The 26,010-nt window shown below is 65.6% G+C and carries 23 protein-coding genes and 1 pseudogene; 17 read left to right on the forward strand and 7 right to left on the reverse strand.

Going from position 1 to position 26,010, the window contains the following annotated elements; all coding sequences use genetic code 11:
- The first annotated feature begins 71 nt into the window (after window positions 1-71).
- From AB3147_RS23435 to AB3147_RS23455, 5 genes and pseudogenes are all read left to right on the forward strand, one after another.
- Entirely contained in the window at window positions 72-641 is a 570-nt protein-coding gene (locus tag AB3147_RS23435; RefSeq protein WP_367353115.1) for a sigma-70 family RNA polymerase sigma factor, read from the forward strand.
- Window positions 638-1,363 carry an anti-sigma factor gene (locus AB3147_RS23440; protein WP_367353116.1) on the forward strand — a complete coding sequence of 242 codons (726 nt, stop codon included), beginning with the start codon at window positions 638-640 and terminating at the stop codon, window positions 1,361-1,363. Before AB3147_RS23435 ends, AB3147_RS23440 begins: the two co-directional genes overlap by 4 nt.
- A gap of 151 nt (window positions 1,364-1,514) precedes the next feature.
- On the forward strand, window positions 1,515-2,123 hold the full coding sequence (locus AB3147_RS23445; RefSeq protein ID WP_367353117.1) for a lipocalin family protein: 609 nt from the start codon (window positions 1,515-1,517) through the stop codon (window positions 2,121-2,123).
- Between the two features lie 139 nt (window positions 2,124-2,262).
- Window positions 2,263-2,970: pseudogene (locus tag AB3147_RS23450) on the forward strand (cryptochrome/photolyase family protein); the annotation flags it as partial.
- Window positions 2,971-3,100: 130 nt separating this feature from the next.
- Entirely contained in the window at window positions 3,101-4,324 is a 1,224-nt protein-coding gene (locus AB3147_RS23455) for a benzoate/H(+) symporter BenE family transporter (RefSeq protein WP_367353118.1), read from the forward strand.
- On the opposite strand, the gene AB3147_RS23460 is transcribed toward AB3147_RS23455, so the two are convergent.
- Window positions 4,313-5,809: a MocR-like pyridoxine biosynthesis transcription factor PdxR gene (locus tag AB3147_RS23460; protein ID WP_367353578.1), complete on the reverse strand. Its 1,497-nt coding sequence runs from the start codon at window positions 5,807-5,809 to the stop codon at window positions 4,313-4,315. The genes AB3147_RS23455 and AB3147_RS23460 overlap by 12 nt on opposite strands.
- Window positions 5,810-5,961: 152 nt before the next feature.
- Between AB3147_RS23460 and AB3147_RS23465 the strand changes: the two genes are divergently transcribed.
- The 7 genes from AB3147_RS23465 (at window position 5,962) to AB3147_RS23495 (ending at window position 14,169) form a co-directional block, all read left to right on the forward strand.
- A complete protein-coding gene (locus AB3147_RS23465; RefSeq protein ID WP_367353119.1) occupies window positions 5,962-8,250 on the forward strand; it encodes a molybdopterin-dependent oxidoreductase in 2,289 nt (762 codons plus the stop codon).
- 117 nt (window positions 8,251-8,367) lie between these two features.
- A complete protein-coding gene (locus AB3147_RS23470) occupies window positions 8,368-9,846 on the forward strand; it encodes an ABC transporter substrate-binding protein (protein WP_218342945.1) in 1,479 nt (492 codons plus the stop codon).
- Window positions 9,833-10,780 (forward strand): ABC transporter permease, encoded by a 948-nt coding sequence (locus AB3147_RS23475; RefSeq protein ID WP_367353120.1) that lies wholly within the window; start codon window positions 9,833-9,835, stop codon window positions 10,778-10,780. Before AB3147_RS23470 ends, AB3147_RS23475 begins: the two co-directional genes overlap by 14 nt.
- Window positions 10,777-11,706, forward strand: coding sequence for an ABC transporter permease (locus AB3147_RS23480; RefSeq protein ID WP_175184589.1), 930 nt, complete (start codon window positions 10,777-10,779; stop codon window positions 11,704-11,706). The genes AB3147_RS23475 and AB3147_RS23480 overlap by 4 nt, the downstream gene beginning before the upstream one ends.
- Window positions 11,703-12,692, forward strand: a complete 990-nt coding sequence (locus tag AB3147_RS23485; RefSeq protein WP_367353121.1) for an ABC transporter ATP-binding protein — start codon at window positions 11,703-11,705, stop codon at window positions 12,690-12,692. The genes AB3147_RS23480 and AB3147_RS23485 overlap by 4 nt, the downstream gene beginning before the upstream one ends.
- Entirely contained in the window at window positions 12,689-13,684 is a 996-nt protein-coding gene (locus AB3147_RS23490; RefSeq protein WP_239211879.1) for an ABC transporter ATP-binding protein, read from the forward strand. The genes AB3147_RS23485 and AB3147_RS23490 overlap by 4 nt, the downstream gene beginning before the upstream one ends.
- A 17-nt stretch (window positions 13,685-13,701) precedes the next feature.
- Window positions 13,702-14,169, forward strand: coding sequence for a YybH family protein (locus AB3147_RS23495; RefSeq protein WP_175122611.1), 468 nt, complete (start codon window positions 13,702-13,704; stop codon window positions 14,167-14,169).
- A 90-nt stretch (window positions 14,170-14,259) separates the two neighbouring features.
- Here the strand turns inward: AB3147_RS23495 and AB3147_RS23500 are convergent, their stop codons facing one another.
- The gene (locus AB3147_RS23500; protein WP_239211876.1) at window positions 14,260-15,207 is read right to left on the reverse strand and encodes an alpha/beta hydrolase; all 948 of its coding nucleotides are present in this window, start codon (window positions 15,205-15,207) and stop codon (window positions 14,260-14,262) included.
- Between the two features lie 247 nt (window positions 15,208-15,454).
- Between AB3147_RS23500 and AB3147_RS23505 the strand changes: the two genes are divergently transcribed.
- Window positions 15,455-17,005, forward strand: coding sequence for a hypothetical protein (locus AB3147_RS23505; protein WP_367353122.1), 1,551 nt, complete (start codon window positions 15,455-15,457; stop codon window positions 17,003-17,005).
- Between the two features lie 26 nt (window positions 17,006-17,031).
- Here the strand turns inward: AB3147_RS23505 and AB3147_RS23510 are convergent, their stop codons facing one another.
- Both AB3147_RS23510 and AB3147_RS23515 read right to left on the reverse strand, forming a co-directional pair.
- Window positions 17,032-18,015 carry a Bug family tripartite tricarboxylate transporter substrate binding protein gene (locus tag AB3147_RS23510; RefSeq protein WP_367353123.1) on the reverse strand — a complete coding sequence of 328 codons (984 nt, stop codon included), beginning with the start codon at window positions 18,013-18,015 and terminating at the stop codon, window positions 17,032-17,034.
- A gap of 154 nt (window positions 18,016-18,169) precedes the next feature.
- Complete coding sequence (locus AB3147_RS23515) at window positions 18,170-19,042, reverse strand: AraC family transcriptional regulator (RefSeq protein ID WP_343736792.1); 873 nt, start codon at window positions 19,040-19,042, stop codon at window positions 18,170-18,172.
- Window positions 19,043-19,157: 115 nt separating this feature from the next.
- Between AB3147_RS23515 and AB3147_RS23520 the strand changes: the two genes are divergently transcribed.
- Complete coding sequence (locus AB3147_RS23520) at window positions 19,158-20,387, forward strand: MFS transporter (protein WP_279970942.1); 1,230 nt, start codon at window positions 19,158-19,160, stop codon at window positions 20,385-20,387.
- Window positions 20,388-20,462: 75 nt separating this feature from the next.
- Here the strand turns inward: AB3147_RS23520 and AB3147_RS23525 are convergent, their stop codons facing one another.
- The gene (locus tag AB3147_RS23525) at window positions 20,463-21,353 is read right to left on the reverse strand and encodes a LysR family transcriptional regulator (RefSeq protein ID WP_367353124.1); all 891 of its coding nucleotides are present in this window, start codon (window positions 21,351-21,353) and stop codon (window positions 20,463-20,465) included.
- Between the two features lie 149 nt (window positions 21,354-21,502).
- On the opposite strand from AB3147_RS23525, the gene AB3147_RS23530 reads away from it, so the two are divergent.
- Both AB3147_RS23530 and AB3147_RS23535 read left to right on the forward strand, forming a co-directional pair.
- The gene (locus tag AB3147_RS23530; RefSeq protein WP_367353125.1) at window positions 21,503-22,507 is read left to right on the forward strand and encodes a Bug family tripartite tricarboxylate transporter substrate binding protein; all 1,005 of its coding nucleotides are present in this window, start codon (window positions 21,503-21,505) and stop codon (window positions 22,505-22,507) included.
- Between the two features lie 47 nt (window positions 22,508-22,554).
- Complete coding sequence (locus AB3147_RS23535) at window positions 22,555-23,502, forward strand: amidohydrolase family protein (protein ID WP_367353126.1); 948 nt, start codon at window positions 22,555-22,557, stop codon at window positions 23,500-23,502.
- A 92-nt stretch (window positions 23,503-23,594) separates the two neighbouring features.
- Here the strand turns inward: AB3147_RS23535 and AB3147_RS23540 are convergent, their stop codons facing one another.
- Window positions 23,595-24,020, reverse strand: coding sequence for a winged helix-turn-helix transcriptional regulator (locus AB3147_RS23540; protein WP_218342934.1), 426 nt, complete (start codon window positions 24,018-24,020; stop codon window positions 23,595-23,597).
- Window positions 24,021-24,113: 93 nt separating this feature from the next.
- Here AB3147_RS23540 and AB3147_RS23545 point away from each other — a divergent pair, with 93 nt between their 5' ends.
- Window positions 24,114-25,067, forward strand: a complete 954-nt coding sequence (locus AB3147_RS23545; RefSeq protein ID WP_367353127.1) for an aromatic alcohol reductase — start codon at window positions 24,114-24,116, stop codon at window positions 25,065-25,067.
- A 133-nt stretch (window positions 25,068-25,200) separates the two neighbouring features.
- Here AB3147_RS23545 and AB3147_RS23550 read toward each other — a convergent pair whose 3' ends face one another.
- Complete coding sequence (locus AB3147_RS23550; RefSeq protein WP_438861032.1) at window positions 25,201-25,941, reverse strand: SDR family oxidoreductase; 741 nt, start codon at window positions 25,939-25,941, stop codon at window positions 25,201-25,203.
- Window positions 25,942-26,010 lie beyond the last annotated feature (69 nt).

Genomic DNA, 26,010 nt, shown 5'->3' on the forward strand with positions numbered 1-26,010 from the left:
ACATGCCTGGATCCGCCGCCGCCCGGGGCTTGTCAGCCCGGTCCGTGCCCACCCCTTCCTGCTCTGCGCGCATGCCGAACCGACCTGATCCGGACTTCGATTACACCGCGGCCCTCGAGCAGTGCGCCGCGGGACGCCGCTCGGCGCTGGAGGCCCTGTACCGCCACGAAGGCCCCCGTCTGCTGGGCGTCGCGCAGCGCATCGTGCGTGACCGCGCCCGGGCCGAAGACATCGTGCACGACGCCTTCGTCAATATCTGGAACCGGGCTGGCAGCTTCGACGCCACGCGCGGTTCGGCCCGCGGCTGGATCTACAGCGTCGCGCGCAACCTGGCGCTGAACGCCGTGCGCGACGGCCGCCACGAAACTGCCGTCGACGACGACACCGCCGCCGCGCTGGATGCTCGCGACGCAATGGATGCCTGGCACGACACGCGCGACACCTTCGACTGGCGCGACAGCGCCGGCCGCATCGGCCCGTGCCTCGAACAACTGGAACCCGTGCGCCGCAACTGCGTGCTGCATGCCTACGTGGAAGGCCTGTCGCACAGTGAAATCGCGCAGCGCCTGGGCGCGCCGCTGGGCACCGTCAAAGCCTGGATCAAGCGCAGCCTGAAAGCGCTGAAGGAATGCCTGGCATGAGCGCCCCGTCCCTTTCCCCCGACAACCTGGATGAACTGGCCGGCGAATACGTGCTGGGCACCTTGTCCTCCGCACGCCGGCGCGACGTCAACGCCCGCCTGCCGCACGATGCCGCGCTGCGCGCCGCCGTCGACCGCTGGGAAGAACGCCTGCTGCCGCTCAGCAGCCTGGCCGAGCCGATCGAGCCCTCGCCAGGCCTGTGGCCTCGCATCGCGGATACGCTGAATCGTCAACGCGCGGCCCCGCAAGCCGCGCAGCCGGCGCGCCCGGGTTGGTGGGACAGCCTGTTCTTCTGGCGCGGTGCGGCCGCCAGCGGCCTGGCTGCCGCCCTGGTGCTGGCCGGCACGCTGGCGCTGCGGCCCGCGCCCGCGCCGGGTCCCGTGCAGTACATGGTGGTGCTGGTCGCGCCCCAGTCGCAAACGCCGGGCTGGGTCGTGCAGGCCAGTGCCGGTCAGCGCGACGTGCAACTGGTGCCGATCGCGGCCATGCAGGTGCCGGCCGATCGTGCGCTGGAATTCTGGACCAAGGCCGACGGCTGGGCCGGTCCGGTCTCGCTGGGCCTGATCAAACCGGGCGAGCCGGTGCGCATCCCGCTGGACAAGCTGCCGCCGCTGGAACCGAATCAGTTGTTTGAGCTGACGCTGGAACCGGCCACCGGGTCGCCCACCGGCAAGCCGACCGGTCCGATCCAGTTCATCGGCCGCGCGGTAAAGGTGATGTAGCGCCGGCCCGCCTGAATCGGCGCCGGCCCAGGCACGGGACCTGAAGCCGGCCCGAAGCCCATGAATTGTTTCCTTTCTTTCCGAACTGGAACCAAGAGCGCAGACCCCCGCAAATATAATTTCCGAGATTCAAATTCAGCGGAGGTTTTTCATGCGCCATGCAGAAGCCGGTCGTCGTTTCATCCACCCGTTGCGGCGCGTCGCCCCGTGGCTGGCCTTGGGACTGTTGGGTTTGACGTTGTATGGCTGTGCCGCGACGACGCCGCCCAAAGGCGTGACACCCGTAGGCTCCTTCGACGTGCATCGTTATGAAGGACGCTGGTTCGAAATCGCGCGGCTGGACCACAGCTTCGAACGCGGCATGACAGACGTCACCGCCCACTACACGCTGCAAGACGACGGCACCGTGCGCGTCATCAACCGCGGGTTCGACCCGGCCAAGGGTTCGCAAGGCGATTGGCGTTCGGCGCAGGGGCGAGCCCGCTTCACGGGTGACCCGTCGGTGGCATCGCTGAAAGTGTCGTTCTTCGGCCCCTTCTATGGCGGCTACCATGTGGCCGCATTGGACCCGGATTACCGCTGGGCCCTGGTCGTCGGCCCGGATCGCAGCTACGCCTGGATTCTCGCGCGTGACAAGACGCTGGGCCGCGATACGCGCGACGACATCCTGCGCCGCGCCAAGGCGTTGGGCCTGGACACCGACGCATTCATCTGGGTCAGCCAGGATCGCGAACAGCCGCCACTTGAACCGGCCTCCTGATGCAAAACCGCGCGCCATGACATCCGAGCGCGCGAGGGCGCACACCCTGCGCCTGAGTCTCGGCGACCAGCTGAACCCGTTGCAAGCTGGTTCGCCCGGACAGACCAGAATGTCGTGTTTGTGCTGATGGAAGTGCACCAAGATGCTGCACCCGGACGAGCTGGTGCGGCAGGCGCAGACCGCCTACGAAACGGGGCGCGCGCCCTTGGCAGCGGTCGAGGGCTTCATCCGGCAGATCCTGGGATGGCGCGAATATGTGCGTGGCGTGTATTGGGCGCACATGCCGGGTTACGAGACGCGCAACGCCTTGGCGCACACACGCCCGCTGCCGACGTGGTTCTGGACCGGAAAGACCACCATGCGTTGCATGCGCGACGCCATCGGCAACTCGCTGGACAACGCCTACGCGCACCATATCCAACGCCTGATGGTCATCGGCAACTTCGCACTGTTGGCCGGTCTGGACCCTGCCGAAGTGCACCGCTGGTATCTGGGCGTGTACATCGATGCGTTCGAATGGGTCGAACTACCCAACACGGTTGGCATGAGCCAGTTTGCCGACGGTGGTCTGCTGGGCACGAAACCCTATGCCGGCAGTGCGTCATACATCGACCGGATGAGCGATTACTGCCGTGGATGCTCGTACGACAGGAAACAGAAGACGGGCGAGCGCGCCTGTCCGTTCAACGCGCTGTACTGGGACTTCTTTGCGCGTCATCAACCGCAGCTCAAGGACAACCGGCGCCTGGCCATGGTGTACCAACGCTGGCGGGACATGCCCGAGGACGCGCAGACGGCGTTGCGTGAGCACGCGGCGCTGACATTGACACGCCTGGACGAGCTTTAAGACAGGTTCCACTTCAGAAGCGGTCTGCCCGCCCGGCGGGATGTGGCAGGTATCAACCTGCCGCGCCCCCCATAGACTCCCCGTTCAAGTCCGGCCCGCGGCCGGGCGCCCCTTGAATGCGGAGTGATTCATGACAGCACCTCGGGCGGGTATCCGACTCGCCGACTTCCTTTCCCCGACCGTCGCGGCACTGATATCGGTGATGGTGAACTACGGCGGCACCTTTGTCCTGGTGTTTCAGGCGGCAGAGCTGGCCCGCTTGACGCCGGCGCAGACCACCTCCTGGGTATGGGCGGTATCCATCGGGGTGGGCGTGACCGGCGTGCTGCTCAGCTGGCGCTACAAGGCGCCCATCATTACGGCGTGGTCCACGCCCGGCGCCGCGTTCCTTGCCACGGTCATGCCTTTCACGCCTTATCAGGAAGTCATCGGCGCGTACATGTTGTCGGCGCTGGGTTTCATCGTGCTGGGACTGTCGGGTGCATTCGAAAAGCTTGTGCGCAGGATCCCGGCTGGCATCGCCGCTGGTCTGCTGGCGGGCATCCTGCTGCAGTTTGGCGTCAATGCCTTTGGCGGCGCCAGCGCCGACCCCCTGCTGGTGATCGCGCTGGTGGTGTCCTACGCGCTGCTCAAGCGCTTCTCCTCGCGCTTCGCCGTGATCGGCATCCTGGCCATCGGCCTCGCATTGCTCATCGCGCAGGGCCGGATCGACTTCTCGGCGGTCCATCTGCGCCTGGCGGCGCCCGTGTTCGAAATGCCCGGCTTCTCGCTGCAGGCCGCGCTGGGCGTTGCGCTGCCCCTTTTCATCATCACGCTCACGGGTCAATACATGCCCGGCATGCTGGTGCTGCGCAACGATGGCTACCGGACCAGCGCGAATCCGATCCTGACCGTGACGGGACTGGGCTCGCTCGTGATGGCGCCTTTCGGGGCACACGCATTCAATGTCGCGGCAATCACCGCCGCCATCTGCACCGGCAAGGACGCCCATGAAGATCCCGCCAAGCGTTACATCGCGGGTCTGGCCTGCGGCGCGTTCTACATTCTGGTCGGCACCTTCGGCGTTACGTTGGCGACACTGTTCATGGTGCTGCCCAAGGCATTCATCACCACACTGGCCGGCCTTGCCTTGCTTGGCGCGATTGGCGGCAGCCTGGCCAACGCCATGGCCGACGCGCGCACGCGTGAGACGGCGCTCATCACCTTTCTGGCCACCGCCGCGAACGTCACGATGCTAGGCGTGGGCGGCGCATTCTGGGGCCTGGTGGCCGGCTTGACCGCGCATCTGCTGATGCACGGCGGCCCTCAGGGACGGCACGCCATGCTGCCCAATCAAGGCCGGTCAAGCCCTTGACAGCGAGTTCTCCAGACGCCGCACGGCGTCCTCGATCTCGTAGGCCGTCAACGACGCATAGCCCAACAGCCAGCCCGGCTGCTTGTACGGGCCGGCATACAGCCGGCTGAGGCCGGGCAGGCGCAGGCCGGCGCGCTCCGCCAGAAGCTGGGTCCTTTCCTCGGACCAGCCCGGCTCGAGCAGGCACGGGATCTGCAGGCCGCCGGGGGGACGCACTGCCTGCACGACGTGGCCCAGCCGCTTGACCAGCGACGCCAGCAGAACCTCGCGGCGCCCCGCGTACAGCTTGCGCATCGCCCGCACGTGCGAATGGTAATGACCGTCTTCCATGAAGCGGGCCAGTGTCAACTGCAGTATCTGCGGCGTGTGTCCGTCCATGATGCTGCGCGCCCGTGAAAAGGCGTCGACCAATTCCGGCGGCAGCGCCATGTATCCCATCCTCAGGCCGGGAAACAGCGTCTTGCTGAACGTACCCAGGTACAAGGTGCGCTGATGCCGGTCCAGACCCTGCACGCAAGCAGTCGGCAAACCGTCGTAATGGAATTCGCTGTCGTAGTCGTCCTCGATGATCCACTTGCCATGGTCGGCGGCCCAACCGATCAGCTCCAGCCTGCGTTCCAGCGACAACGTCACGCCCGTCGGATACTGGTGCGACGGCGTCACATACACGCAACTGGCGCCGCTGCGGTCCGCGCGCAGGAGGTCCATGCGTATGCCCTGCGCGTCGACGTCTATCGGCACGATCCGCGTTTCGGCGGCCTCGAACGACTTGCGGGCGCCAAAGTAACCGGGGTTCTCCATCAGGATGGGCTTGTCGGCGTCGGCCAGCAGTTGCGCGCACAGGAAGAGCGCTTGCCGGGTGCTGCTGAGCACCAGAACCTGCTCGGGCACGACCTTGGCGCCACGCTCCAGATTCAGATAGGCAGCGATGGCGCGGCGCAGCGGTTCAGCGCCCTGCGGTTCGCCATGCAGCAGCACGTGGCTGCGGCTGTCCTTCATGACTTGGCGCTGCAGGCGTTCCCAGACGCCAGTGGGAAACGTGCGCGTCTCGGGCAGCCCGGTGGCGAACGCCTTGATGACCTGCTGGTCTGACACGCCGCCGCTATCCAGGATCGCCCGCCCGCGCCGGCTCAGCCCCGCACCCGGCTGCGCCGCGCCGGGCTTGCGCTCCAGCCTTGCCCGCTTGCGCGTCGCGCCCCGCAGTTCGATTCCCACCGTCTCGGACACATAGCTGCCCGAGCCCTCGCGACGCACGATGTAGCCATCGCGATGCAGTTGCACGTAGGCGTTTTCGACGGTGTCGCGGGACACGCCCAGCGACTTGGCCAAGCTGCGCGTCGCGGGCAGCTTGACCCGCGGTCCCAGCGCGCCGTCCAGGATCAGCGCGCGCAGCGCCCGCTGGATGCGCTGATGCAGATCCAACCGCTGGAGCGCCGCCTCGTTCATTTGAATCTTGAGCGTATCCAGCTGGAATGTCGTTGCCATACGGTTGTTGAACGGTCTGCTGATCGGCACGGAAATGGCCGATCCTGACCGGCCATTCTAAGTCACTGCCGGGAGGTGCCCGCGAAGGTGATGCATCGGGCCTGCACCCGCCGCAGTATGATTTCGACGATCAAGCACTCTGAGTTTTCCGCATGGCACGTACGCGTCACCCCTCGCTCGCGCATTGGGGCGCCTTCACGGCAATTACCGAAGCCGGCCGCCTGGTCGGCTGCGAGCCTTTTGAGCCGGATCCGGCGCCCTCGCCCATGCTGGATTCCATACCCGAGATGGTGCATTCGCCACTGCGCGTGCGCCGTCCCGCGGTGCGGCGCGGCTGGCTTGAAGGCCGCCGCGACCGCGAGGGCGACGACTACATCGAAATTTCCTGGGACCGCGCGCTCGACCTCGTGTCGGGCGAGCTGACGCGCGTGCGCGCCAAGCATGGTGCGGCCGGAATATTTGGCGGCTCGTATGGCTGGTCCTCGGCCGGGCGGGTCCATCATGCGCGCAGCCTGATCCGGCGGTTCCTGTTCCTGGGCGGCGGCTGCGTCGATCAGATCGGCAACTACAGCTGGGGCGCCGCGCAGTTTCTACTGCCGTATGTCATCGGCACCACCTCTCCCGTCAGCGGCGATGTGACCGATTGGGACAGCGTGCTGGAACACACCCGGGTGCTGATCGCGTTTGGCGGCATTCCGGTTAAGAACAGCCAGGTGACGTCGGGCGGCGCAGGTCTGCACAACCTGCCGGGATGGTTGGGCGAGGCCCAGCGGCGCGGCATCAAGCTGGTGGTGGTCAGCCCCACCCGGGCCGACATTCCCGCCGAAATGGCGGCCGAGTGGCTGCCGATACGGCCCAACACCGACACGGCGTTGATGCTGGGCATGGCGCATACCCTGCTGACCCAGGACCTTCACGACGAAGCATTTCTAGCCAGCCATTGCACCGGGTTCGAGCGCTGGGCCGCGTACTTGCGCGGCGATACCGATGGCCAGCCCAAGGATGCGGCGTGGGCTGCGGCGATTACCGGCATTCCGGCGACCCGCATTGCGGCCCTGGCGCGCGAGGCCGCACAGCAGCGCAGCCTGTTGACGGCTGCGTGGGCCTTGCAGCGTGCGCAGCATGGCGAGCAGCCGTATTGGGCATTGATCGGACTGGCGGCCATGCTCGGCCAGATCGGCCTGCCCGGCGGCGGCTTTGCCTTTGGCCATGCCTCGTTGAACGGCGTCGGCCAGCCGCGCCGCCAGGTGCCGGGGCCGGAGATTCCCGTGCCCAAGAACCCGTCGGGCCTGGCGATTCCGGTCGCGCGCATCGCCGACATGCTGCTGGCGCCGGGCACGGAATACGAATTCAACGGTGGGCGCCATGTGTACCCGGACGTGAAGCTGATCTACTGGGCCGGCGGCAATCCCTTCCATCACCATCAGGACCAGAATCGCTTGCGGCAGGCCTGGAACAAGCCCGAGACGGTGATCGTGCACGAGTCCCTCTGGACACCGTTGGCACGGCGCGCCGATATCGTGCTGCCCGCCACGACGGCGCTCGAGCGCGAAGATGTGGGCGGGTCGTCGCGCGATCCTTACGTGTTCGCCATGCATCGCGCCGTGGAGCCGCAAGCCGAGGCGCGAAACGATTTCGATATCTTCGCGGAACTCGCGCGGCGCGCCGGCTTTGGCGAGGCGTTCACCGCGGGGCGCGATGTGCCCGGCTGGTGCCGGCACGTCTATGACGGCATGCGGGCGGGATGCCAGGCGCGGGGCGTGGAACTGCCTGACTTCGACACCTTCTGGGCGCGCGGGCATGCCGAAGTGCCGCCACCCGAAACGCCCTACGTGCTGTTTGAGCGCTTTCGGCAGGATCCGGCCGCCAACCCGCTGTACACAAAGTCCGGGCGGATCGAGCTGTATTCCGAAGCGGTGGCCGGTTATGGCTATGACGATTGCCCCGGGTATCCGGCCTGGCTGCCGCCGACCGAATGGCTGGGCGCGCCGGCCGCCGAGCAATGGCCGCTGCATCTGCTGACCAATCAACCGCGCACGCGGCTGCACAGCCAACTGGATCCCGCCAGCTTGTCGCGCGCCGGCAAGGTGTCCGGCCATGAGCCCATTGCGATCAACCCGCTGGATGCGGCCGAGCGCGGCATCAGCGAAGGCGATGTGCTGCGGGTGTTCAACGACCGTGGCGCCTGTCTGGCGGGCGCTGTGCTGGACGACGGGCTGTCGCGCGGCGTCGTGATCATGGCGACGGGCGCCTGGTCGGATCCCGACGGCCCTCTGGACAGGCATGGCAATCCGAACGCACTGACCGCGGACATCGGAACCTCGCGACTGACGCAGGGCCCCAGCGCCCAGACCGCCCTGGTGCAGGTGGAAAAGTATCTGGGCGAGCCGGTGCAGCATCGGGCCTGGGAACTGCCCGTGTTGCTGTCCGGGGCGGCGTAGTACCGCAACCCGCCCCGCGGCAGTCAAGTAATTCCGCGACATATCCTTAGAACGGCACGTTTGATTTTCTGACGGCAAACTTCGTTTTCCTTATTTACGATGGATCCGGAGTGCGCCATGCGCCTTAACCAGTTATTGGGTTTGCTGCTGTCTGCGTCGGTGCTGAGCGCCGCCCAGGCGGCTGATATCACGTTGGCGCTGGGCACCGAGCCCTCGACGCTGGATCCGCAGACGGCGCAGGACGGTTCCGAGCGCGCCGTGTCGCGCAACATCTTCGAAACCCTGCTGACCCGCACACCCGCGGGCGAGCTGGTGCCGCAATTGGCGACGGCCCTGCCCCGTCAGATCGACGCGACGACCTGGGAGGTCACGCTGCGTCCGGACCTCAAGTTCAGCGACGGCAAGCCCCTGGATGCGGCTGCCGTGGCCGCCAGCATCAACCGCATCGTGGACCCCAAGACCGCCTCGCGCCAGCGTCCGTTCTTTCTTGGCATCAAGCAGGCCGAGGCCGTGGACGCCGTGACCGTCAAGGTGCACACCAACGGCGCCGATCCGGCGCTGCCCGCGCGTCTGTCCTGGCTGACCATCGTGTCGCCGGCCGCGGCCGCCGATGGCAGCCTGAGCCAGAAGCCGGTGGGCAGCGGCCCCTATGTGCTGACGGAATGGTCCAAGGGCAACCGCATCGTCCTCACCAAGAACCCGAATTACTGGAACCCCAAGGCCGTCGGCAATGTCGACCGCGCCACCTATCGCTTCGTCGCCGAACCCGGCACGCGCCTGTCGGGCCTGCGCGCCGGCGACTTCGACTTCATCACCAATCTGCTGCCGGAAGACACCAAGCGCGTGGCAAAGGCCGTGACGCTCAAGGGCACCGACCTGCCCTTTGTGTCGCTCAACGCCCTGAAAGGCCTGACGGCCGACGTGCGCGTGCGCCAGGCCTTGAACTACGCGGTGGACAAGGAAGCGCTGGCCAACGACCTCTATGGCGGCTACGCGTCTGTGTCGCACGGCCAATTGCTGGCGCCGGGCTGGTTTGGCTATGACGCCTCCATCAAGCCCTATCCGTACGATCCCAAGCGCGCGACCGAGCTGCTGAAAGCCGCCGGCGCCCATGGCAAAAGCATCGACCTCTACGCCCCCTCGGGCCGCTGGCTGAAAGACAAGGAACTGGCGGAAACCATTGCCGCCTACTGGGAGGCCGCGGGCCTGAAGGTCAACTTCCGGGTGCTGGCCTGGGCCGAATACCTGGACGCGCTGAACAAGAACCGCGTGCCGACCGAAGCGCAGATCAGCAGCAGCCATTCGAACCAGTTGCTGGACGCGGATCGCACGCTCAGCGCCTATTACGCCGAAGGCGGCGTCGCAGCCGCCAACGACAACGCCGAGCTGAAAAAGCTGATCGAAGACGCGCGTCAGGAAGCCGATCCCGCCAAGCGACAGGCCTTGTATTCCAAGGCGCTGCAGATCGGCCGCGATCAGGCCTATCTCGTCTTCCTGCTCGATGGCGGCGAGATTTTCGGTTTGTCCAAGCGGGTGGATTTCTCGCCGCGCGTCGACGGCCTGATTCCGCTCAAGGACTTCCGTGTCACCGACTGATCAGGGCGGGCGCGGCTTGCCGCGCTTTTTGCTGGGCCGCTTTCTGCAAGGCTTGCTGGTCGTGTTGGGCGTGACGACGATCGTGTTCGTCGTCACGCGGCTTATCGGCGACCCGGTGCAGGCCATGCTGCCGGTCGATGCCTCGGCCGAAGACCGCGCCGTGCTGGCGCGCGCCTTGGGCATGGATGGGCCGATCTGGCTGCAGTACCTGCACTATCTGCGCGACATGGCCAGCTTTCAGTTCGGCGACTCGCTCTGGCAACACCGGCCGGCCGTGGACATCGTGCTGGAACGCCTGTCGGGCACGCTCACCTTGTGCCTGGGCGCGCTGACCGTCGCCGTGCTGCTGGGCGTGCCGCTGGCCATTGCCGCTGCCCTGAAGCCCGGGCAATGGGCGGACCGCATTTCGGTGTTCCTAAGCTTGAGCGGTCTGTCCCTGCCGCAGTTCTGGCTGGGCTTGCTGCTGATCCTGCTGTTTGCCGTGACCTTGAACTGGCTGCCCTCATCGGGTTCGGACACCGCGGCCAGCGCCGTGCTGCCCATCATGACGCTAGCGCTGCCGGCCTTGGGCCGCATCGCCATGATGTTGCGCTCGGCGCTGATCGATGAACTCAATTCGCAATACGTGCGCACGGCGCGCGCCAAGGGATTGCGCTCGCGGCGCGTCGTGCTGGTGCATGCCTTGCGCAATGCCGCCGTGCCGACGGTCGCGCTGCTGGGCTGGGAATTCGCCGCCATGCTGGCCGGCCATACCGTCGTGGTCGAAACCGTGTTCGCCTGGCCGGGGCTGGGCCAGACGGCGGTGCAGGCCATCGAGCGCCAGGATCTGGTGCTGCTGCAGGCCGTGGTCTTCTTCATCGCCTTCCTGATCGTGATTCTGAATTTCTGCCTGGACATCGTGTACCGGGTGCTGGACCGGAGAATCGCGGTATGAGCACGCCTGTGTGGGAAGTGCCGGTGTCCGCACCGGCGGCACGTGGCTGGCGTGCCTTGTCGGATCGCCAGCGTGGCTGGATTCTGGCTGTGGTGCTGTTGCTGGCGCTGGCGGCCGTTGCCATCATCCTGCCGTGGCTGGCGCCTTATGACCCCGCCACGATCAAGCTGTCGGCACGCCTGCGTCCGCCGGCCTGGGAAGAACGCGGCAGCCTGGCGAATTTGCTGGGCACGGACAACCTGGGCCGCGATGTGCTGAGCCGGGTGCTGCACGGCGCGCGGCTGTCGATATTCATCGGCGCCGCCGTGGTGGCGATCTCGGCCGGCGTGGGCGTGCTGGTGGGGCTGATTGCCGGTTTTGCCGGCGGGCGGGTGGACGCCGTGCTGATGCGCTGGGTCGATATCCACGTGGCCTTCCCCGGCTTGCTGCTGTCTTTGGTGATCCTCGTGATTCTGGGTCCCGGCCCGGGAACGGTGATTCTGGCCCTGGCCCTGAACGGCTGGATGGTCTACGCGCGCCAGATCCGCAGCGTGGTGCTGTCGGTGCGCCAGCTGCCCTATATCGAAAGCGCCGAAATGGCTGGCGCGCGGCCAGCGCGCATCCTGCTGCGCCATGTCCTGCCCAATCTGGCCGCGCCGCTGATCACCTTGATGGTGCTGGAGTTCGCGCGCGTCGTGCTGGCCGAGGCTGCCCTGTCGTTTCTGGGTGTCGGCGTGCAACCGCCGGGCGTATCGTGGGGCCTGGACGTGGCCAACGGCCGCAACTATCTGACCAGCGCTTGGTGGCTGGCGACCTTTCCGGGTCTGTCCATCGCGCTGACCGTGTTAGGCGTCAACCTGGCGGCCAGCCGCCTGCGCCTGGCGCTGGACCCGCGGGAACGCGAAAAAGACTTTGCCCGCAAACTGCTGGCCAAGGAGGGGCGATGACAACGCAGCCTCTGTTGAGCGTGCGTGACCTGAGCGTTGAATTTCTGACCCGCCAGGGCAGTGTCAATGCGGTCGATCGCGTGTCCTTTGAACTGCATGCCGGCGAAACGCTGGCCTTGGTCGGCGAAAGCGGATCCGGCAAAAGCGCCTGCGCCTTGGCGTTGATGGGCCTGACCACCTTGCCCGGCCGGGTGGCCGGCGGCAGCGTGGTGTTTGACGGCCAGGATCTCCTGACCCTGCCGGAGCGCGCGCTGGAAGACATCCGCGGCCGGCGCATCGCCATGGTGTTTCAAGATCCCATGAGCGCGCTGAATCCGCTCCTGACCATCGGCACACAGATCGACGAGGTGCTGGAGCGCCATACCGCGCTGGATGCCGCAGCGCGTCGTGTGCGCATCATCGGTCTGCTGGAGCAGGTCGGCATCCCCAAACCGGCCGAGCGCCTGGGGCGCCTGCCCCACGAGTTTTCCGGCGGCCAGCGGCAACGCATCCTGATCGCCATGGCGCTGGCCTGCGATCCGCAGATCCTGATTGCCGACGAGCCGACCACGGCGTTGGATGTCACGATCCAGGCGCAAATCCTGGAACTGTTGGCCGAACTGAAAGCCCGCCTGAAACTGGCGGTGCTGCTGGTGACGCACGATCTGGGCGTGGTGGCGCAAGTAGCCGACCGCGTGGCCGTGATGTATGCCGGCCGTCTGGTGGAGGTGGGCGATGCCGATGCCTTGTTCGAGCAGCCCGCCCATCCCTATACGGCGGGTCTGCTGCGCGCAACGCCGCGGCTGTCGGATAACCAGCCCCGCATGACGGCGATCGACGGCGTGCCGCCCGATCCGCGCGTGCGCCGCAGCTATTGCGACTTCGCGCCACGTTGCCCGGGCGCCGATGCGGCCTGCGCCGCCCGGCCGCCGTTGCAATCGCTATCGCCCGGACGTCTGGCCGCCTGTGTGCGGCCGTTTGCACCGGTCTGGAAGGAGCTGGCATGACGGCGCCCCTGTTGCAGGTAGAGGATTTGCGTGTGCATTACCCGGTGCGCTCGGCGGGCTGGTTCAGCCGGCCCATGACCGCGCGCGCGGTCGATGGGGTTTCGCTGGAACTGGCGCGCGGTGAAACATTGGGCCTGGTAGGCGAATCCGGTTCGGGCAAGACCACCTTGGGCCGCGCGGTCCTGCGCCGCACGCCGTTGACGTCGGGGTCCATCCGGTTTCAGGGGAAAGACATCAGCACCGCTGGCACCGCGCAATTGCGCGAGCTGCGGCGGCACATGCAGCTCGTGTTCCAGGACCCGACCACCAGCTTGAATCCGCGTCACACCGTGTTTGATGCGATCGCCGAACCCTTGATCGTGCATGGCTGGTCGGCCGGACGGCGTGCGCTCGAAGCGCGCGTAGCCCAGTTGATCACGCAGGTCGGCCTGCCGGCCGATACGGCCAAGCGCTATCCCCATGCGTTCTCCGGCGGTCAACGTCAGCGCGTCGGCATTGCCCGCGCGCTGGCGATCCAGCCCGAGCTGATCGTGGCCGATGAACCCGTGTCGGCGCTGGACGTGTCGGTGCGGGCGCAGATCATCAATCTGTTCCAGGACTTGCAGCAGGAGCTGGGACTATCCTTCCTGTTGATCGCGCACGATCTGGCGGTGGTGCGGCATATCTCGCATCGCATCGCCATCATGTATGCCGGCCAGATCGTCGAGACAGGACGTCGTGATGATGTCTATGACCGGCCGCTGCATCCCTACACGCGCGGTTTGCTGGCTGCCGTACCCGAGCCGGAACGCCATCGCGATGGCCGTCGGACGTTTCCGGTGGCGCTGGGTGAACCGCCCAGCCCGATGTCCCCGCCGTCAGGCTGTCGGTATCACCCGCGTTGCCCCCTGGCGGTAGAACGTTGCCGCCAGGAAGCGCCGCCACTGATGACCATGGCGGGCGAACACAAAGTGGCTTGCTGGTTTCCCGGCGCCGCCCCGATTTCCTCGTAATTTTTCATGGAGAAACCATGTCTGTTAAAGCTCTGACCCCTGTCGATCCGGCTGACGCCGACGCGGTGCGCGCCTGGTTCAAGGAACTGTCCGACCATGTCCAAGCCGTGGATTACGCAGCGGCTCGCCATTTGTTCGCGGAAGACTTTGTCGCGTTCGGCACGTACACCAACTTCGTGCATGGCCGCGATCATGCCGAGAAAAACCAGTGGCGCAACGTGTGGTTCAGCATCGACAAGTTCCTGTGGCGTCTGGACGACGTGCAGACCTTTGTGTCGCCGGACCGCCTGTTTGCCGTCGGTGCGGCGGTGTGGGACTCGATCGGCTATCACCCGGACGGCAAGACCTTCGACCGCCTGGGCCGCGCCACCGTGTCGTTCGCGCGTGAAAACGTTGGCGATCCGTGGGTGGCGACGCACACGCACATGTCGCTGTTCCGCGATACGCCCAGCGTGTCTCACGGAAACAAGCCCGTTCGGAGTTAAGCGGGACCGCGCCCCGATTCAGACGCCGCCCTCTCCGGCCTGATGCCGCGACGCCGTGGTCGTGGCATCAGGATCGGTCAACCAAGGCGCTCAGGCCAGCAGCAGACGCAACTGCCGCACCAGATCCGAACGGGCCTCCTGCGCTTGAGGCAGGATGCGGGTCATGCTGATGAAGCTGTGCGGCACGCCGGGGTAGATTTTCTGCCATGGCTGCGCGCCCGCTTCGCGCAACGCCTGCGCCAGGTCCTTGGTGTCGTCCAGCAAGGGATCGAGTTCGGCGGCTTGCAGAATGGCAGGAGGCAGACCCTGCACGCTGCCCAAGAGCGGCGCAACGCCAGGGTCCTGCAATTGCGCTTCATCGGCCACATACTGGCGCCAGAACCAATCCAGCTTGTCGGTCGACAACCCAAAGCGGCCATCGCCCAGCTCCTGCTGCGCAGGCGTATCACGGCGCGCCGACAGCATGCCGTAGATCAGCGCAATCGCGCGCAACAGCGGCTCGCCCGCATCCCGCAGCCGTTGCGCCGCCGCCAGCGTCAGATTGCCGCCGGCGGACTCTCCGCCCAGGCTCAACCGTCCTGCATCCAGGCCCAGCGCTGCCGCATTGCCATGCAGCCAGCGCACCGCCCCCAACACCTGCTCCACCGCCACCGGGTATCGTGCTTCGGGCGCCAGCGCATACTCCAACCCGCCCGTCACGATGCCGGCCTCATTGGCAATCTCGCGTTTCCAGCGATCCAATGTTTCCAGATCGCCGTGCGCGAACCCGCCGCCGTGCAGATGCAGATACAGCGGCAGCGCCTTGCCCTCCGAGCCCGCGGGATAGTAAAGCCGCAACGTCGCCGGCACCGGCAGATGATCCAGCCGATGCTCCACCACCCGCCCGACCTCGGGCACGTCCCCAGCCAACCAGATCTGATAACCGCGCGCCTGCCGGCGCACTTGATCCAGCGGGGTGGTCAGCACGTTGGGGGTGCCGACACCGGCTTCACGGCCCAAGGCCTGGGCGGCTTGTACTTCGGGTGACAGGGTGCTCATGATGCGTCCGATGCAATGAAGGAAGGCTGGCCGACGGCGGCGGCCAAAGCCGCTCAGTATGGACACGCGGGGCTCAGGAGTCCAAATACGATTCAGACATATGCTTTTAACCTGCAGCGGAGGACAAATGTTCTCCCGAGCCTGCGATGGCGGCACCTGCGCGACAGGGGCCAAGGTGCGCGATCCATGGGGACAGATCGCAACCGTATACTGCGCATTCTTTGAATGCCTATCGGAAGCCCCCCGCATGTCTTACACGCCCGGCGATATCTACGTCAGGTTCAACCGCCGCCTGCAGGCCTACACCGCCTCGCAAATCACGCACGTGAAGGGTGACGGCGCGGACGCCGAGATCGCAGTGCTGAGCCTGGACTGGGTGGGCAGCGCGTTGCCCGGCGACGCCGACATCGCCGCGATGCGGCCGGCGCACTTCGATTTCTACTTCTGGCGCGACCGCGTGGACCATACGTGGATCAGCGGGCCGGTGCCCGCGCACGCCAAGCACGTGGGCTGGCGCGAGCCGCTCGTGACCGAGGAGTCACGTTCGTATTCCGGCGGCTGGTCCAGTGGCGACATGCTCTACAACCAGCGCCGCTGGAACGCGATCGACGCCGGCGTCCGTGCGCGATTCAAAGCGGCCGCCCACGCGGATACGCCCGATAACACCATAGTGCTGGAGCAACCGGGCCGCACGATCACGCGCGCCATGCGCGGCCTGGACAGCGCGGCGCTGCTCGCCGCGCCGTCGCTCACGACGTTCGACGACATGCCCTTGCTGATCAAGCTGCACGTGGATGCGCCCGTGCCCGGGCTGATCGAATGGGCCCGCACGAAGCCGATTCTCAGCGAACTGGAATACGCCAGTTTCGGCGAGCCGCTCGTCGACCTGCGCGGCACCTCGTTCGGGCGGGTCGCGATTGACGTGACCGGCGTGCGCGAACTCTATTTGAATGACGGGCTGAACACGCTGTCGCTGCGCGGTGAAGTGCATCCCGACCTGGTCGTGCACGCCGAAGACGACGGCATGTGGTTGCGGCTGGAACGCGAAAACGCCATCTGGTCCGGCGCCGGATTGACGCGCCTTGGCGCGATCTCGTTGCGCGGCATGAAGACGCTGGACTGCGCCGAGGTCGCGCGTATCTTTCCGCACCTGCACTCGCTGTATGTGTGGGGCGCCCCCGGCGTGGCCACCGGCATCGAGCATCTGGCGGCCCTGCGCGAGCTGGCGATGATCCTGATCAACGACGTGTTCCCGCCTGCCGAGAGCCGCCTGCCCGGGCCGGACGCCTGGCCCAAGCTGCAATCGCTCTGGCTCACGAGCATGCCCGCTGAGATCCTGGCGCAGGCCAAGAAGGACTACAAGAAAGCCGCAACGGCAGGTCTGGATCTGGAAGTCAGCAAGCCCCGCAAGCCCGAATGGCTGGCCGCGAACCTGGACAATCCGTTTCGCGAATGGGACGGCAGCGAGCACATCACGGCCGCCCAGGCCAAGAAAGCCGCCGCGTTGTACCGCAAGACCCGCGCCGACGCCCTGAAGGCCGCCGCGACCCACGCCGCGGATGCGCAAGCGCTGATGGCGACCCTGTCCGAGATCGTGCGGGCGTATACCGAAGGCTTCAACGCGCTCGACCGGCGCACCGGCTTCATCGAAACGGTGGAACGCGATCAGATCTACGTGGCGCTGATGGGCATCCTGGATGCCGTCCAGGCCAAGCTCATCGAGGACGCGGGTGAAGGCGCGGCCGTGCTGGATCGCGATGCGCTGGATCGTGCGGTGGATGAGGTGCGGGACTTTTAAGTGCGGCACCCTCATCCTTGTGCCTTCTACTGTTCTTTCAACCCCAACGATTTCATCAACGGCGCGAACAGCTTCTTCTCTTCCTGCACGCGCGCCGCATAATCGGCCGCGCTCAGCGGTATTGCTTCGGCGCCCGCATCCAGAAAGCGCTTCTGGATGTCCGGCCGCGCAAGCACTTTGTTGAGTTCGGCGTTCATGCGCTCGACCACATCATCTCGGGTGCCCGAGGCGGCATACACGCCGAACAGGCTGTCCGCGAAAACCCCGTCAATGCCGCCCTCGGAGAACGTTCGAATGTCGGGCGCCACGGCAGCGCGCTGCCGGCTTGCCACCGCCAACACTTTCAACTTGCCCGCTTGCACCATGGGAAAGACCGTCGCAGGGCCAAACGCGAAGTCAATCTGGCCCGCTGCCAGGTCTTGTATCGCCGGCGCCACGCCGCGATACGGCGCATGGGTAGCTTGCATGCCCGTCGCCTGCTTGAGCAGTTCGCCGGCCAGATGCGGCGTCGTGCCGTTGCCGGCCGAACCATAATTGAGCGGATCGGGCCGCTTGCGCGCGTATTCCACGAACTCCTCGAGCGTGTTGACGCCGAGCGAGGACCGGACAAACAGGAACAATTGGCTGTTGGCCAGCAACCCAACCGGCCGCAAATCCTGCTGCGGATCGAACGGCATGTTGGCGAACATCAGCGGGTTGACCGACTCGGTCGTCGAGGGATTGAGCAGGAAGGTGTGGTTGTCCTTTCCGTTGCGCGCCACCTCGGCGCCCGCCACGTTGCCGCCCGCACCGCCCCGATTCTCCACGATGACGGTCTGCTTGAAGGCCTCGGCCAAGTGCGGTTGCACGGTGCGCGCCAGCACATCGACCAGCCCACCCGGCGCCAGTCCCACGACCAGGCGCACGGGTTTGGTGGGCCAGGCCTGAGACGGCGTTTGCGCATGGCTACCCGTCGTCCAGCCGGTCAGCGCCAGCATCATCACGGCCAGACAACGTCTACGCAGCAGCATGCGATTCTCCAGATGGGGCGTCACCCCGCAATGTCGCGCACGGTGCGTCACGTGCCGCACCACGGTGAGCCGCCTTCATGCCTTATCGGCGGCGGCCCTGCATCCGCCGCCCATTCTTCACAAAAGTTTAAGCATAAAGAATCCCGGAATAACCCTAATTCCCCGGGTACGAGCGAGGCGCCTCGTGGTCCTGCTGTTCACTGAATTCAACCTTCTGAGCGGATGTGGGCGCAATGTCACGGTATGGCGTGCGTGCTCGCATATACGCCATCGGGCTGCACTTCATCTCCGTGCGGAACGCAAAGATGAACGACGACGTGGAACCATAGCCGAGTTCCAAAGCAGTCCCCGTTACGTCGAGACCACTTTCCAATAGTTCGATGGCTCTGAACAACTTCAGCCGGCGCCGCCAGTCGCGCAGCGTCAACCCGGTTTCCGCAAGGAATCTTCTGGCCAGCGTCCGCCCGGACATCCCCAATTCCCTGCCCCAATCGTCCGGGCTCCTTTGATCGGCAGGCCGGTTGTACAAGGCTTCGCAAATGGTCAATAGCGGGCGGCTCGCCGGCCACGCCAGCACCAATGAAATCGGGGTGGCACGGCACAGTTGGTCGAGCACCAACCGATACACCCGACCGAAGTATTCGTCTTCGTCCGAGCGCCCTTGAATTGCCGCCGCCTCAACGATCAACGCTTTCAACAGCGCAGACACGCCAAAGACTGCCACCCCGCCCTGGGAAAGCGTTCCCCCGGGATGGTCGGCGAGCCACAGGCTGCGGTACTCGGCGCCGAGAAAAGAACCGACGCTATGAACTGTCCCGGACGGAATCCAAGCGGCTTGGTTTGGGGAGATGGCGAAAGAATGGTCGTCTGCCGTGACCATGAGGACGCCAGAGACGGCGTATACGACCTGGTGCCATTCATGCGTATGCGCGGCAAAGTAATCCCGCGCGCCAATGGACTGCACCCTCATGGTCATTGGCGCCGGCGGCCGGACGTCGGCGGGGGCCGTAATGGCTTTCCATTGCATGAGCGCGTTCATATGTCGCCGATTCTATATAACTTGGCAATCTGTCGATAGATCGCCTACGTAACTTTGCGTTGTAATGCCAGCTCACCTAGCCCGTCCCACGCCGTTCACCGCAATGACACAAAGTAGCGCCTCCCCTGGGCATGATCGCCCCGCCGTTCTGCCCGAGGGCGTTCAACAAGGCAATATCTGGCGACTGACCACCGCCCAAGCCCTGGCGGGCGCGAATTCGGTGGTGGTCTATGCAACGGGCTCCATCGTCGGCAACATGCTTGCCCCGACGCCCATGCTCGCGACCCTGCCGATTTCCATCTTTGTCGTCGGCATGGCGACATGCACGCTGCCCATGGGGGCCGTCGCCAGGCGCCACGGCCGGCGTGCGGCATTTCTGCTGGGCACCGGCGCTGGGGTGCTCACCGGCCTGCTGGCGATGCTGGCGGTCATGATCGGAAGCTTCTGGCTGTTCAGCCTGGCCACGTTCTTCGGCGGTGTCTATGCGGCAGTGGTCCTGTCCTTCCGCTTCGCCGCCGCGGACGGCGTGGAGCCCAAGCGACGGGCGCGCGCGCTATCCCTGGTCATGGCGGGTGGCGTCGCCGCCGGGGTCGTCGGGCCACAACTCGTCACCTGGACGATGAATCTGTGGCCGCCGCACATGTTTGCCGCCACGTTTCTGGCGCAAGCGGCGGTTGCAGCGATTTCCGCGTTCATTCTTCTCGGCGTCAGATTGCCCGCGCCCACTGCCGCGGAGGTCGCGGGCGGACGCCCGCTATCCGAGATTGCGCTGCAACCGCGGTTCATCGCCGCAGTGATCGCTGGCGCGGTCTCATACATGCTCATGAACTTCCTCATGACGGCCGCACCGCTGGCGATGCACATCTGCGGCCACTCGCAGGAGTCCGCCAACCTGGGACTGCAGTGGCATGTCATTGCCATGTACGCGCCCAGTTTCTTCACCGGCAGACTGATCTCCCGCTTTGGTGCGGGACGGATCGCGACCATGGGCCTCGTGTTGATTGGCGTGGCGGCTGCGGTAGGTCTCGGCGGTATCGACGTCATGCACTTCTGGTGGTCACTGATCCTGCTCGGCGTGGGATGGAACTTCGGGTTTCTGGGCGCATCCGCGCTGGTGCTGGAGTGCCATCGGCCCGAGGAGAAGACACGCGTCCAGTCCCTGAACGACTTCATCGTCTTCGGCCTGATGGCCATCGGCTCCTTCTCATCGGGGGGCTTGCTGTCGGCTTTCGGCTGGAACACGGTGCTGTGGGTGTCATTCATTCCGCTGGCGCTGTCCGTCGCCGCCCTTGGCGTTGCCATGCGGAGAAAGGCCGTCGCACTGAGCCGGTGAAGCCACATGCCACAAGCAATTCGCGCCTGACTGGCGCGAGCTGACATTCGAACGCGGCCCCCGGTTGACGCCCGCCTACTCGGCGGCGAGCGACAGCTCATGCACCAATCCGGCCTCGAGCTGCCGCGCCACGCGCCCCAGCCCGCGGTTCAGCGGCCACACGATGTCCAGGTCAAGCCCGCCTTCCACATCGACGGGCACGACACTCAGCCCGTGTCGCCGCGCATACAGGCCGCTCATGCTATCCAGGATGGCCACACCCAGGCCGCGTTCCGCGAAGGCGCAGGCGGCCGAGTACTGATTCACCTCGATCACCGGCAGAAACGGCAAGCGCTCTTGCTCGAACTGCCGCGCCGTCAGCGCCCCCACCTGCAAGTGCCGGCTGAGTGAGATGTACGGGATGTCCGCCAGGTCGGCCAATGCGAGACGGCGGCGATCCGCCAGCGCGTGGCCTGCCGGCATCACGGCCTGCAGGCTCAGCCGCGCCAGCGTGCGCTGGCCCACGTTCGGCAGCGCCGCAGAACCGATCACGATGCCGATATCGATGCGCTGATCGGCCGCCAGCCCCGCCACGCCCAGCGTCATGTCCGTGCGCACGCTGACGCGCACACCGGGCTCGCGAGCCTGCAACCAGGCCATCGCGCCAGGCAGAATGCTCGCGCCCACCGCCGCCACCGCCCCGACGTCGAGCCGCGCATGCGCCCCGCCCCGCATGCTGGCCGCCACCCGTTCGGCGTTGTCCATCGCCGCCAATGCATGGACGATCTCCGGCAGCAGCATGCGTGCCTCGGCGGTCAGCGCCAGCCGGCGCTTGTCGCGGCTGAACAGGGCAAAGCCCAGCTTGTCTTCCAACGACTTCAGCATCGCGCTCGCCGCCGGCTGCGACATCCCGGTGGCGGCCGCCGCCAAGGTGACGGAGCCAGTGCGCCCCACCGCTTCGAAAAGCGCCATTTCGCGTTTGTTCATGTGAACCTCGGTGCTCATACACATTCATGTATGAAATGACTCAATTTATATATTTGACTATATCAACCGGCGCATCGGACACTGGCTCCACATCACAACAGCCGGCGCGGCCTCGATGCGGCGCACGGCAATACAGCGAGGAGACACCGATGCAAACGAAACCTGGCGCACACCCACGCAGGCTGCTGGCTAGCCTGTTCGCGCCGCTGCTGGGAAGCGCTTTGCTGGCTTGCGCAACGCCCGCGCTGTCCGAGACCCCGGCGGGCGGCACGATCCGGATCGTCGTCGGTGCGCCGCCGGGAGGCGCGCCCGACACCGTGGCCCGCATCGTCGCGCAGCACATGCAGGTGGGCGGGCGCGCCGTGATGGTCGAAAACAAGAACGGCGCCGCCTCCATGATCGCGGCGGCCTACGTGGCCCGCGCGCGGCCCGATGGCAACACCCTGCTGCTTGCCAGCCAGACGACAGTCGCCGTCGCGCCCACGCTGCAGAACGTGACAACGTTCGACCCCATGAAGGACTTCACCGGCGTGGCGCTGGTGGGCAGCGCGCCGCAAGTGCTGCTGGCCGGGCCGAAGCTGCGCGCCAACTCCGTCCAGGAGCTCATCGCCCAGGCCAAGGCTGCGCCGGGCGAGATCGATTTCTGCTCGGGCGGCATTGGCACCTCGCCCTATATGGCGGCCGTGCTGTTTGCCCAGACGGCGGGCATCGAATTGCACAGCATCCCGTTTGCGGGCGAACAAGCCTGCATCACCGAAATGCTGGCGGGCCGGTTGCCGTTCATGTTCGCCAACGCCTCGACGGCCCTGCCCTACATGAAGGACCAGCGCCTGCGCGCCCTGGCCGTGACGAGCAAGGCGCGCGTTGACTTCGCGCCGCAGTTGCCGACCACGGCCGAAGCGGGCCTCAAGGATTACGAGGTCGCCACGTGGCTTGGCCTGCTTGCACCCGCCGCCACGCCCCCCGACGTCGTCAACGCGCTGAACGCGGAAGTGCGTCGTGTGCTGCGCCTGCCGGATGTCCGCGAGAAGCTGGAAGCGCAAGGGTACGCGCTGTCCGATGACAGCCCGGCGGCCTTCACGCGCTATTACCAGGCCGATCGCGACAAATGGGTGCGGCTGATCCAGACAGCCGGCATCAAGCAGAACCCCTGAGCGCGGCCGCGCGTACGCCCTTTCCCCAAAATGTTCCCGAGCATCCCATGAGCCGTACCCAGCTTGCCGCTTCTTCCGACGACCCACGCACCGTGCTGGGCGTCCGTCACAGCCCGGTCACCGGCACAATTCCGCCGGGCGCTTGCGATTGCCATGTGCATATCTTCGGCCCGTTCGACCGCTATCCGCTGGCCGAAAACCGCGTGTTCATGCCGGGGCTTGCGTCGACCGACGATCTGCTTGCGCTGCACGCGGCGCTTGGGATCGACCGCGCTGTCGTCGTGCAGGCCAGCCCGCAAGGCACCGACAATCGGTGCATGACCGACGCCCTTGCCACCCTGAATGCGGCAGGCCATGCATCCCGCGGCGTCGCGGTCCTGGCGCCCGATATCTCGCGCGACGGCCTGCGCGCGCTGCATGCGTCGGGCGTGAGAGGCGCCCGCGTCAACCTGCAATCGTTCGGCCAGCAGGATCCGGCCATCGCGCGCGATGCGCTGGCGCGAACAGCCGAACAGGTTGTCGACCTGGGTTGGCACGTGCAGATCTACACCACGCTGCCGGTCGTGAGCGCGCTCGCGCCCGCGCTGCGCGACTGCCCCGTGCCTGTCGTGATCGATCATTTCGCGCTGGCAAGCGCCGTGGCCGGTACGGGTCAGCCCGGCTTCGATGCGCTGCTGGAAATTGTGGCGTCAGGCAATGTGTATGTGAAGCTCTCTGCCCCGTACCGCCTCACGGTCTGGCAAGATGGCCGCCCGCCCACCGAGGCGCGAGAGATCGCACGAGCGCTGATCGATACGCGGCTTGATCGCATGCTGTGGGGCACCGACTGGCCGCATTCGGGGGCTTGGCCGGGCGTGGCCCGCACGCGTGATCGCAGCGAACCGCTGCATCCCATCGACGATGGCGAACAGCTGTCGGCGTTCTGCGCGTGGGTGAGCGAAGCGGAGAAGCAGGCGATCCTGGTCGATAACGCGGCGCGGCTTTATGACTTTTGAGCCGGGCACGCGCCCCCGAGTGCCGCACTTATCGCGCTGATTCGTCGACATCTCGACGACACCCTGGACGAGACGGAAATCGCGGAATCAACTCATGCAGAGCGGCTTTTCCCCTCCGCGCTCTGCAGCCTGTCGAAATTTTGCCGCGATTCCCGGAAGCGGTCCGCATTTTCCACAATCCAGGTCCACAACGGAACCATGCGGACGAGCAACTCCATGCCCGTATCGGAAAGTTCGTACTCGACTCTTGGGGGCACCTCTCCGAAGTCATGCCGAAGCACCAAGCCGTCCCGCTCGAGCTGCCGCAAGGTCAGCGTCAGCATACGTTGCGTGACGCCATGCATGCGCCTGCCGATCTCGGCATGCCGCAACCTTCCATACACGCCGAGCGTGTGGACAACACCCAGAGACCAGCGGCTTCCGGCATGTGCGAGTACCTCTCGCCGCAGCCCATCGTCATCATCCCGCAGGCCGTCACAAACGGTCTGTGAGTATCGGAGAATTTCGTCTCGATCCATCGCATCCAGCTCCCAGTATCACGCGTGTGCCTTCTTACATCCACGATGAAGCATTGCTAGACTGCCTCAACGCAATCGTAAGTGGGCTTCATCATGAACCAAACAGACCTTGACGCTACGTCTAAAAACATTCTGGTGCTCGGGGCCGGCGAACTCGGCCTTCCGGTGCTGCGCAATCTTGCGCGCAAAGCCAAAGACGTCGAGGGCGCAAGGATCAACGTGCTATTGCGCGCGAGCGCCATCGAATCGCGCGAGCCAAACAAGCGAAATGATATCGCGGAGATCCGAGACCTCGGGATTGAGATCGTGTCAGGCGATCTTGTTAAGAGCTCCATCGACGAGCTATCGGCTGTATTCGCGCGGTACGACACTGTGATTGGTTGTGCCGGCTACGCAGCGGGAATCGACACTCCGATGAAGCTCGCCCGCGCCGCCTTGCAGGCCCGCATTCCGCGGTACTTCCCTTGGCAATTCGGAGTCGATTTTGACGTGATCGGTCGTGGAGGTCCGCAAGACATTTTCGACGCTCAGTTGGACGTGCGCGAACTATTGCGCAGTCAGCGGCAGACCGAGTGGGTCATCATCTCGACCGGCATGTTCATGAGCTACCTTTTTGAGCCTGAGTTCGGAGTCGTTGATTTGCAGAACGATGCCGTCCATGCGCTTGGTACCCTCGACACCGCCGTAACGCTGACGACGCCCGAGGACATTGGCGCGCTGACCGCCGAAATCGTCTTCGCCACGCCTCGTATCCGTAACGAAATTGTGTATCTTGCCGGCGACACCGTGACGTACGGCGAAGTCGCCGACAAGCTGCAAGCGGGCCTCGGGCGTCCATTCAAGCGTTCGGCTTGGAGCGTCGAGTATTTGCTGGATGAACTGGCGCGCGACCCGCAGAACATGATGCGCAAATACCGCGCAGCCTTTGCGCAAGGCAGGGGTATGTCATGGGACAAGGGCGGGACGTTCAATCAGCGCAAAGGGATTCCGGTCACCGATGTCGCGTCGTGGATTGACGCACATCTCGGGTCACTCCGATCCAAGTAGACAATCGACAGGCATCTGGCAAGCTCAGAATGCGGCAGCCAACCGGAACAGGAAGCTGTTGCCCATGCGGGAAGCAGCTTCTGTGGCCGCCACCGCCACATCATTACCTCGTGCATCCCAGCAAAAGACCGCATCACGCGCTTATGCCGCCATCGACAAGAATTCCCGACCCGGTGACATATGCGGCGCCCGGCCCCGCCAGGAAGGCGACGGCTTCGGCGACCTCCCTGGTCTTTCCGTAGCGGGCAATTGACAAGCTTGGCAAGATGGATGCGGCGAGGGGGCCGTCAGCAGGATTCATGTCCGTGTCGATGGGGCCAGGGCGGACAAGATTGACGGTGATGTCACGGTGCCCCAGCTCACGTGCAAGCCCGCGGGTAAAGCTCTCCATCGCGGATTTGGTCGCCGCATAGACTGCGATGCCGGCGAATGGCACCGACAAGCCGGCATTGCTGCCAATCGTGATGATGCGGCCGCCATCAGGAAGGTATTTCAGCGCGGCCTGGGTGGTCATGAACACGCCGCGCACGTTGACGTCCAGCTGCAGGCTTATCTGCTCCAGCGACTGCTCGGAGAACGGACCTGAAATCAGAACGCCGGCGTTGTTGACGAGGATGTCCAGGCCCCCTAGTTCATCCACGGTCCTATCTACCGCGGCCTTCACGGCATCAGGGCTGGCCGCATCTGCCTGAATCGCGACGGCGTTGCGGCCGAGGGCGCGAATCTCGGCAGCCAGCACCTCGGCCTTCCCCACTGATTTCTCGTACGTGATAGCGACGTCCGCGCCGTCTTCGGCCAGCTTGAGGGCAATGGCCGCGCCGATGCCACGCGCAGCGCCGGTGACAAGCGCCCGCTTATGGGCAAGACCAGGCAAGGAATTCTTCAAAGCAGTGTTCATAGCAGAGGGTTCTCTCGGAAGCATGCATCCACGATGCAAAAGGAT

The organism is Achromobacter animicus (assembly GCF_040775605.1).
Classification (GTDB): domain Bacteria; phylum Pseudomonadota; class Gammaproteobacteria; order Burkholderiales; family Burkholderiaceae_B; genus Achromobacter; species Achromobacter animicus.

What these genes read in the sequence shown, in the direction of transcription:
- AB3147_RS23540 (WP_218342934.1), bottom strand. Translation starts at nt 24,020, where the DNA reads ATGGATCGAGACGAAATTCTCCGATACTCACAGACCGTTTGTGACGGC.
- AB3147_RS23545 (WP_367353127.1), top strand. Translation starts at nt 24,114, where the DNA reads ATGAACCAAACAGACCTTGACGCTACGTCTAAAAACATTCTGGTGCTC.
- AB3147_RS23500 (WP_239211876.1), bottom strand. Translation starts at nt 15,207, where the DNA reads ATGAGCACCCTGTCACCCGAAGTACAAGCCGCCCAGGCCTTGGGCCGT.
- AB3147_RS23465 (WP_367353119.1), top strand. Translation starts at nt 5,962, where the DNA reads ATGGCACGTACGCGTCACCCCTCGCTCGCGCATTGGGGCGCCTTCACG.
- AB3147_RS23525 (WP_367353124.1), bottom strand. Translation starts at nt 21,353, where the DNA reads ATGAACAAACGCGAAATGGCGCTTTTCGAAGCGGTGGGGCGCACTGGC.
- AB3147_RS23515 (WP_343736792.1), bottom strand. Translation starts at nt 19,042, where the DNA reads ATGCAATGGAAAGCCATTACGGCCCCCGCCGACGTCCGGCCGCCGGCG.
- AB3147_RS23455 (WP_367353118.1), top strand. Translation starts at nt 3,101, where the DNA reads ATGACAGCACCTCGGGCGGGTATCCGACTCGCCGACTTCCTTTCCCCG.
- AB3147_RS23495 (WP_175122611.1), top strand. Translation starts at nt 13,702, where the DNA reads ATGTCTGTTAAAGCTCTGACCCCTGTCGATCCGGCTGACGCCGACGCG.
- AB3147_RS23535 (WP_367353126.1), top strand. Translation starts at nt 22,555, where the DNA reads ATGAGCCGTACCCAGCTTGCCGCTTCTTCCGACGACCCACGCACCGTG.
- AB3147_RS23505 (WP_367353122.1), top strand. Translation starts at nt 15,455, where the DNA reads ATGTCTTACACGCCCGGCGATATCTACGTCAGGTTCAACCGCCGCCTG.
- AB3147_RS23445 (WP_367353117.1), top strand. Translation starts at nt 1,515, where the DNA reads ATGCGCCATGCAGAAGCCGGTCGTCGTTTCATCCACCCGTTGCGGCGC.
- AB3147_RS23435 (WP_367353115.1), top strand. Translation starts at nt 72, where the DNA reads ATGCCGAACCGACCTGATCCGGACTTCGATTACACCGCGGCCCTCGAG.
- AB3147_RS23460 (WP_367353578.1), bottom strand. Translation starts at nt 5,809, where the DNA reads ATGGCAACGACATTCCAGCTGGATACGCTCAAGATTCAAATGAACGAG.
- AB3147_RS23470 (WP_218342945.1), top strand. Translation starts at nt 8,368, where the DNA reads ATGCGCCTTAACCAGTTATTGGGTTTGCTGCTGTCTGCGTCGGTGCTG.
- AB3147_RS23530 (WP_367353125.1), top strand. Translation starts at nt 21,503, where the DNA reads ATGCAAACGAAACCTGGCGCACACCCACGCAGGCTGCTGGCTAGCCTG.
- AB3147_RS23480 (WP_175184589.1), top strand. Translation starts at nt 10,777, where the DNA reads ATGAGCACGCCTGTGTGGGAAGTGCCGGTGTCCGCACCGGCGGCACGT.
- AB3147_RS23490 (WP_239211879.1), top strand. Translation starts at nt 12,689, where the DNA reads ATGACGGCGCCCCTGTTGCAGGTAGAGGATTTGCGTGTGCATTACCCG.
- AB3147_RS23485 (WP_367353121.1), top strand. Translation starts at nt 11,703, where the DNA reads ATGACAACGCAGCCTCTGTTGAGCGTGCGTGACCTGAGCGTTGAATTT.
- AB3147_RS23440 (WP_367353116.1), top strand. Translation starts at nt 638, where the DNA reads ATGAGCGCCCCGTCCCTTTCCCCCGACAACCTGGATGAACTGGCCGGC.
- AB3147_RS23510 (WP_367353123.1), bottom strand. Translation starts at nt 18,015, where the DNA reads ATGCTGCTGCGTAGACGTTGTCTGGCCGTGATGATGCTGGCGCTGACC.
- AB3147_RS23520 (WP_279970942.1), top strand. Translation starts at nt 19,158, where the DNA reads ATGACACAAAGTAGCGCCTCCCCTGGGCATGATCGCCCCGCCGTTCTG.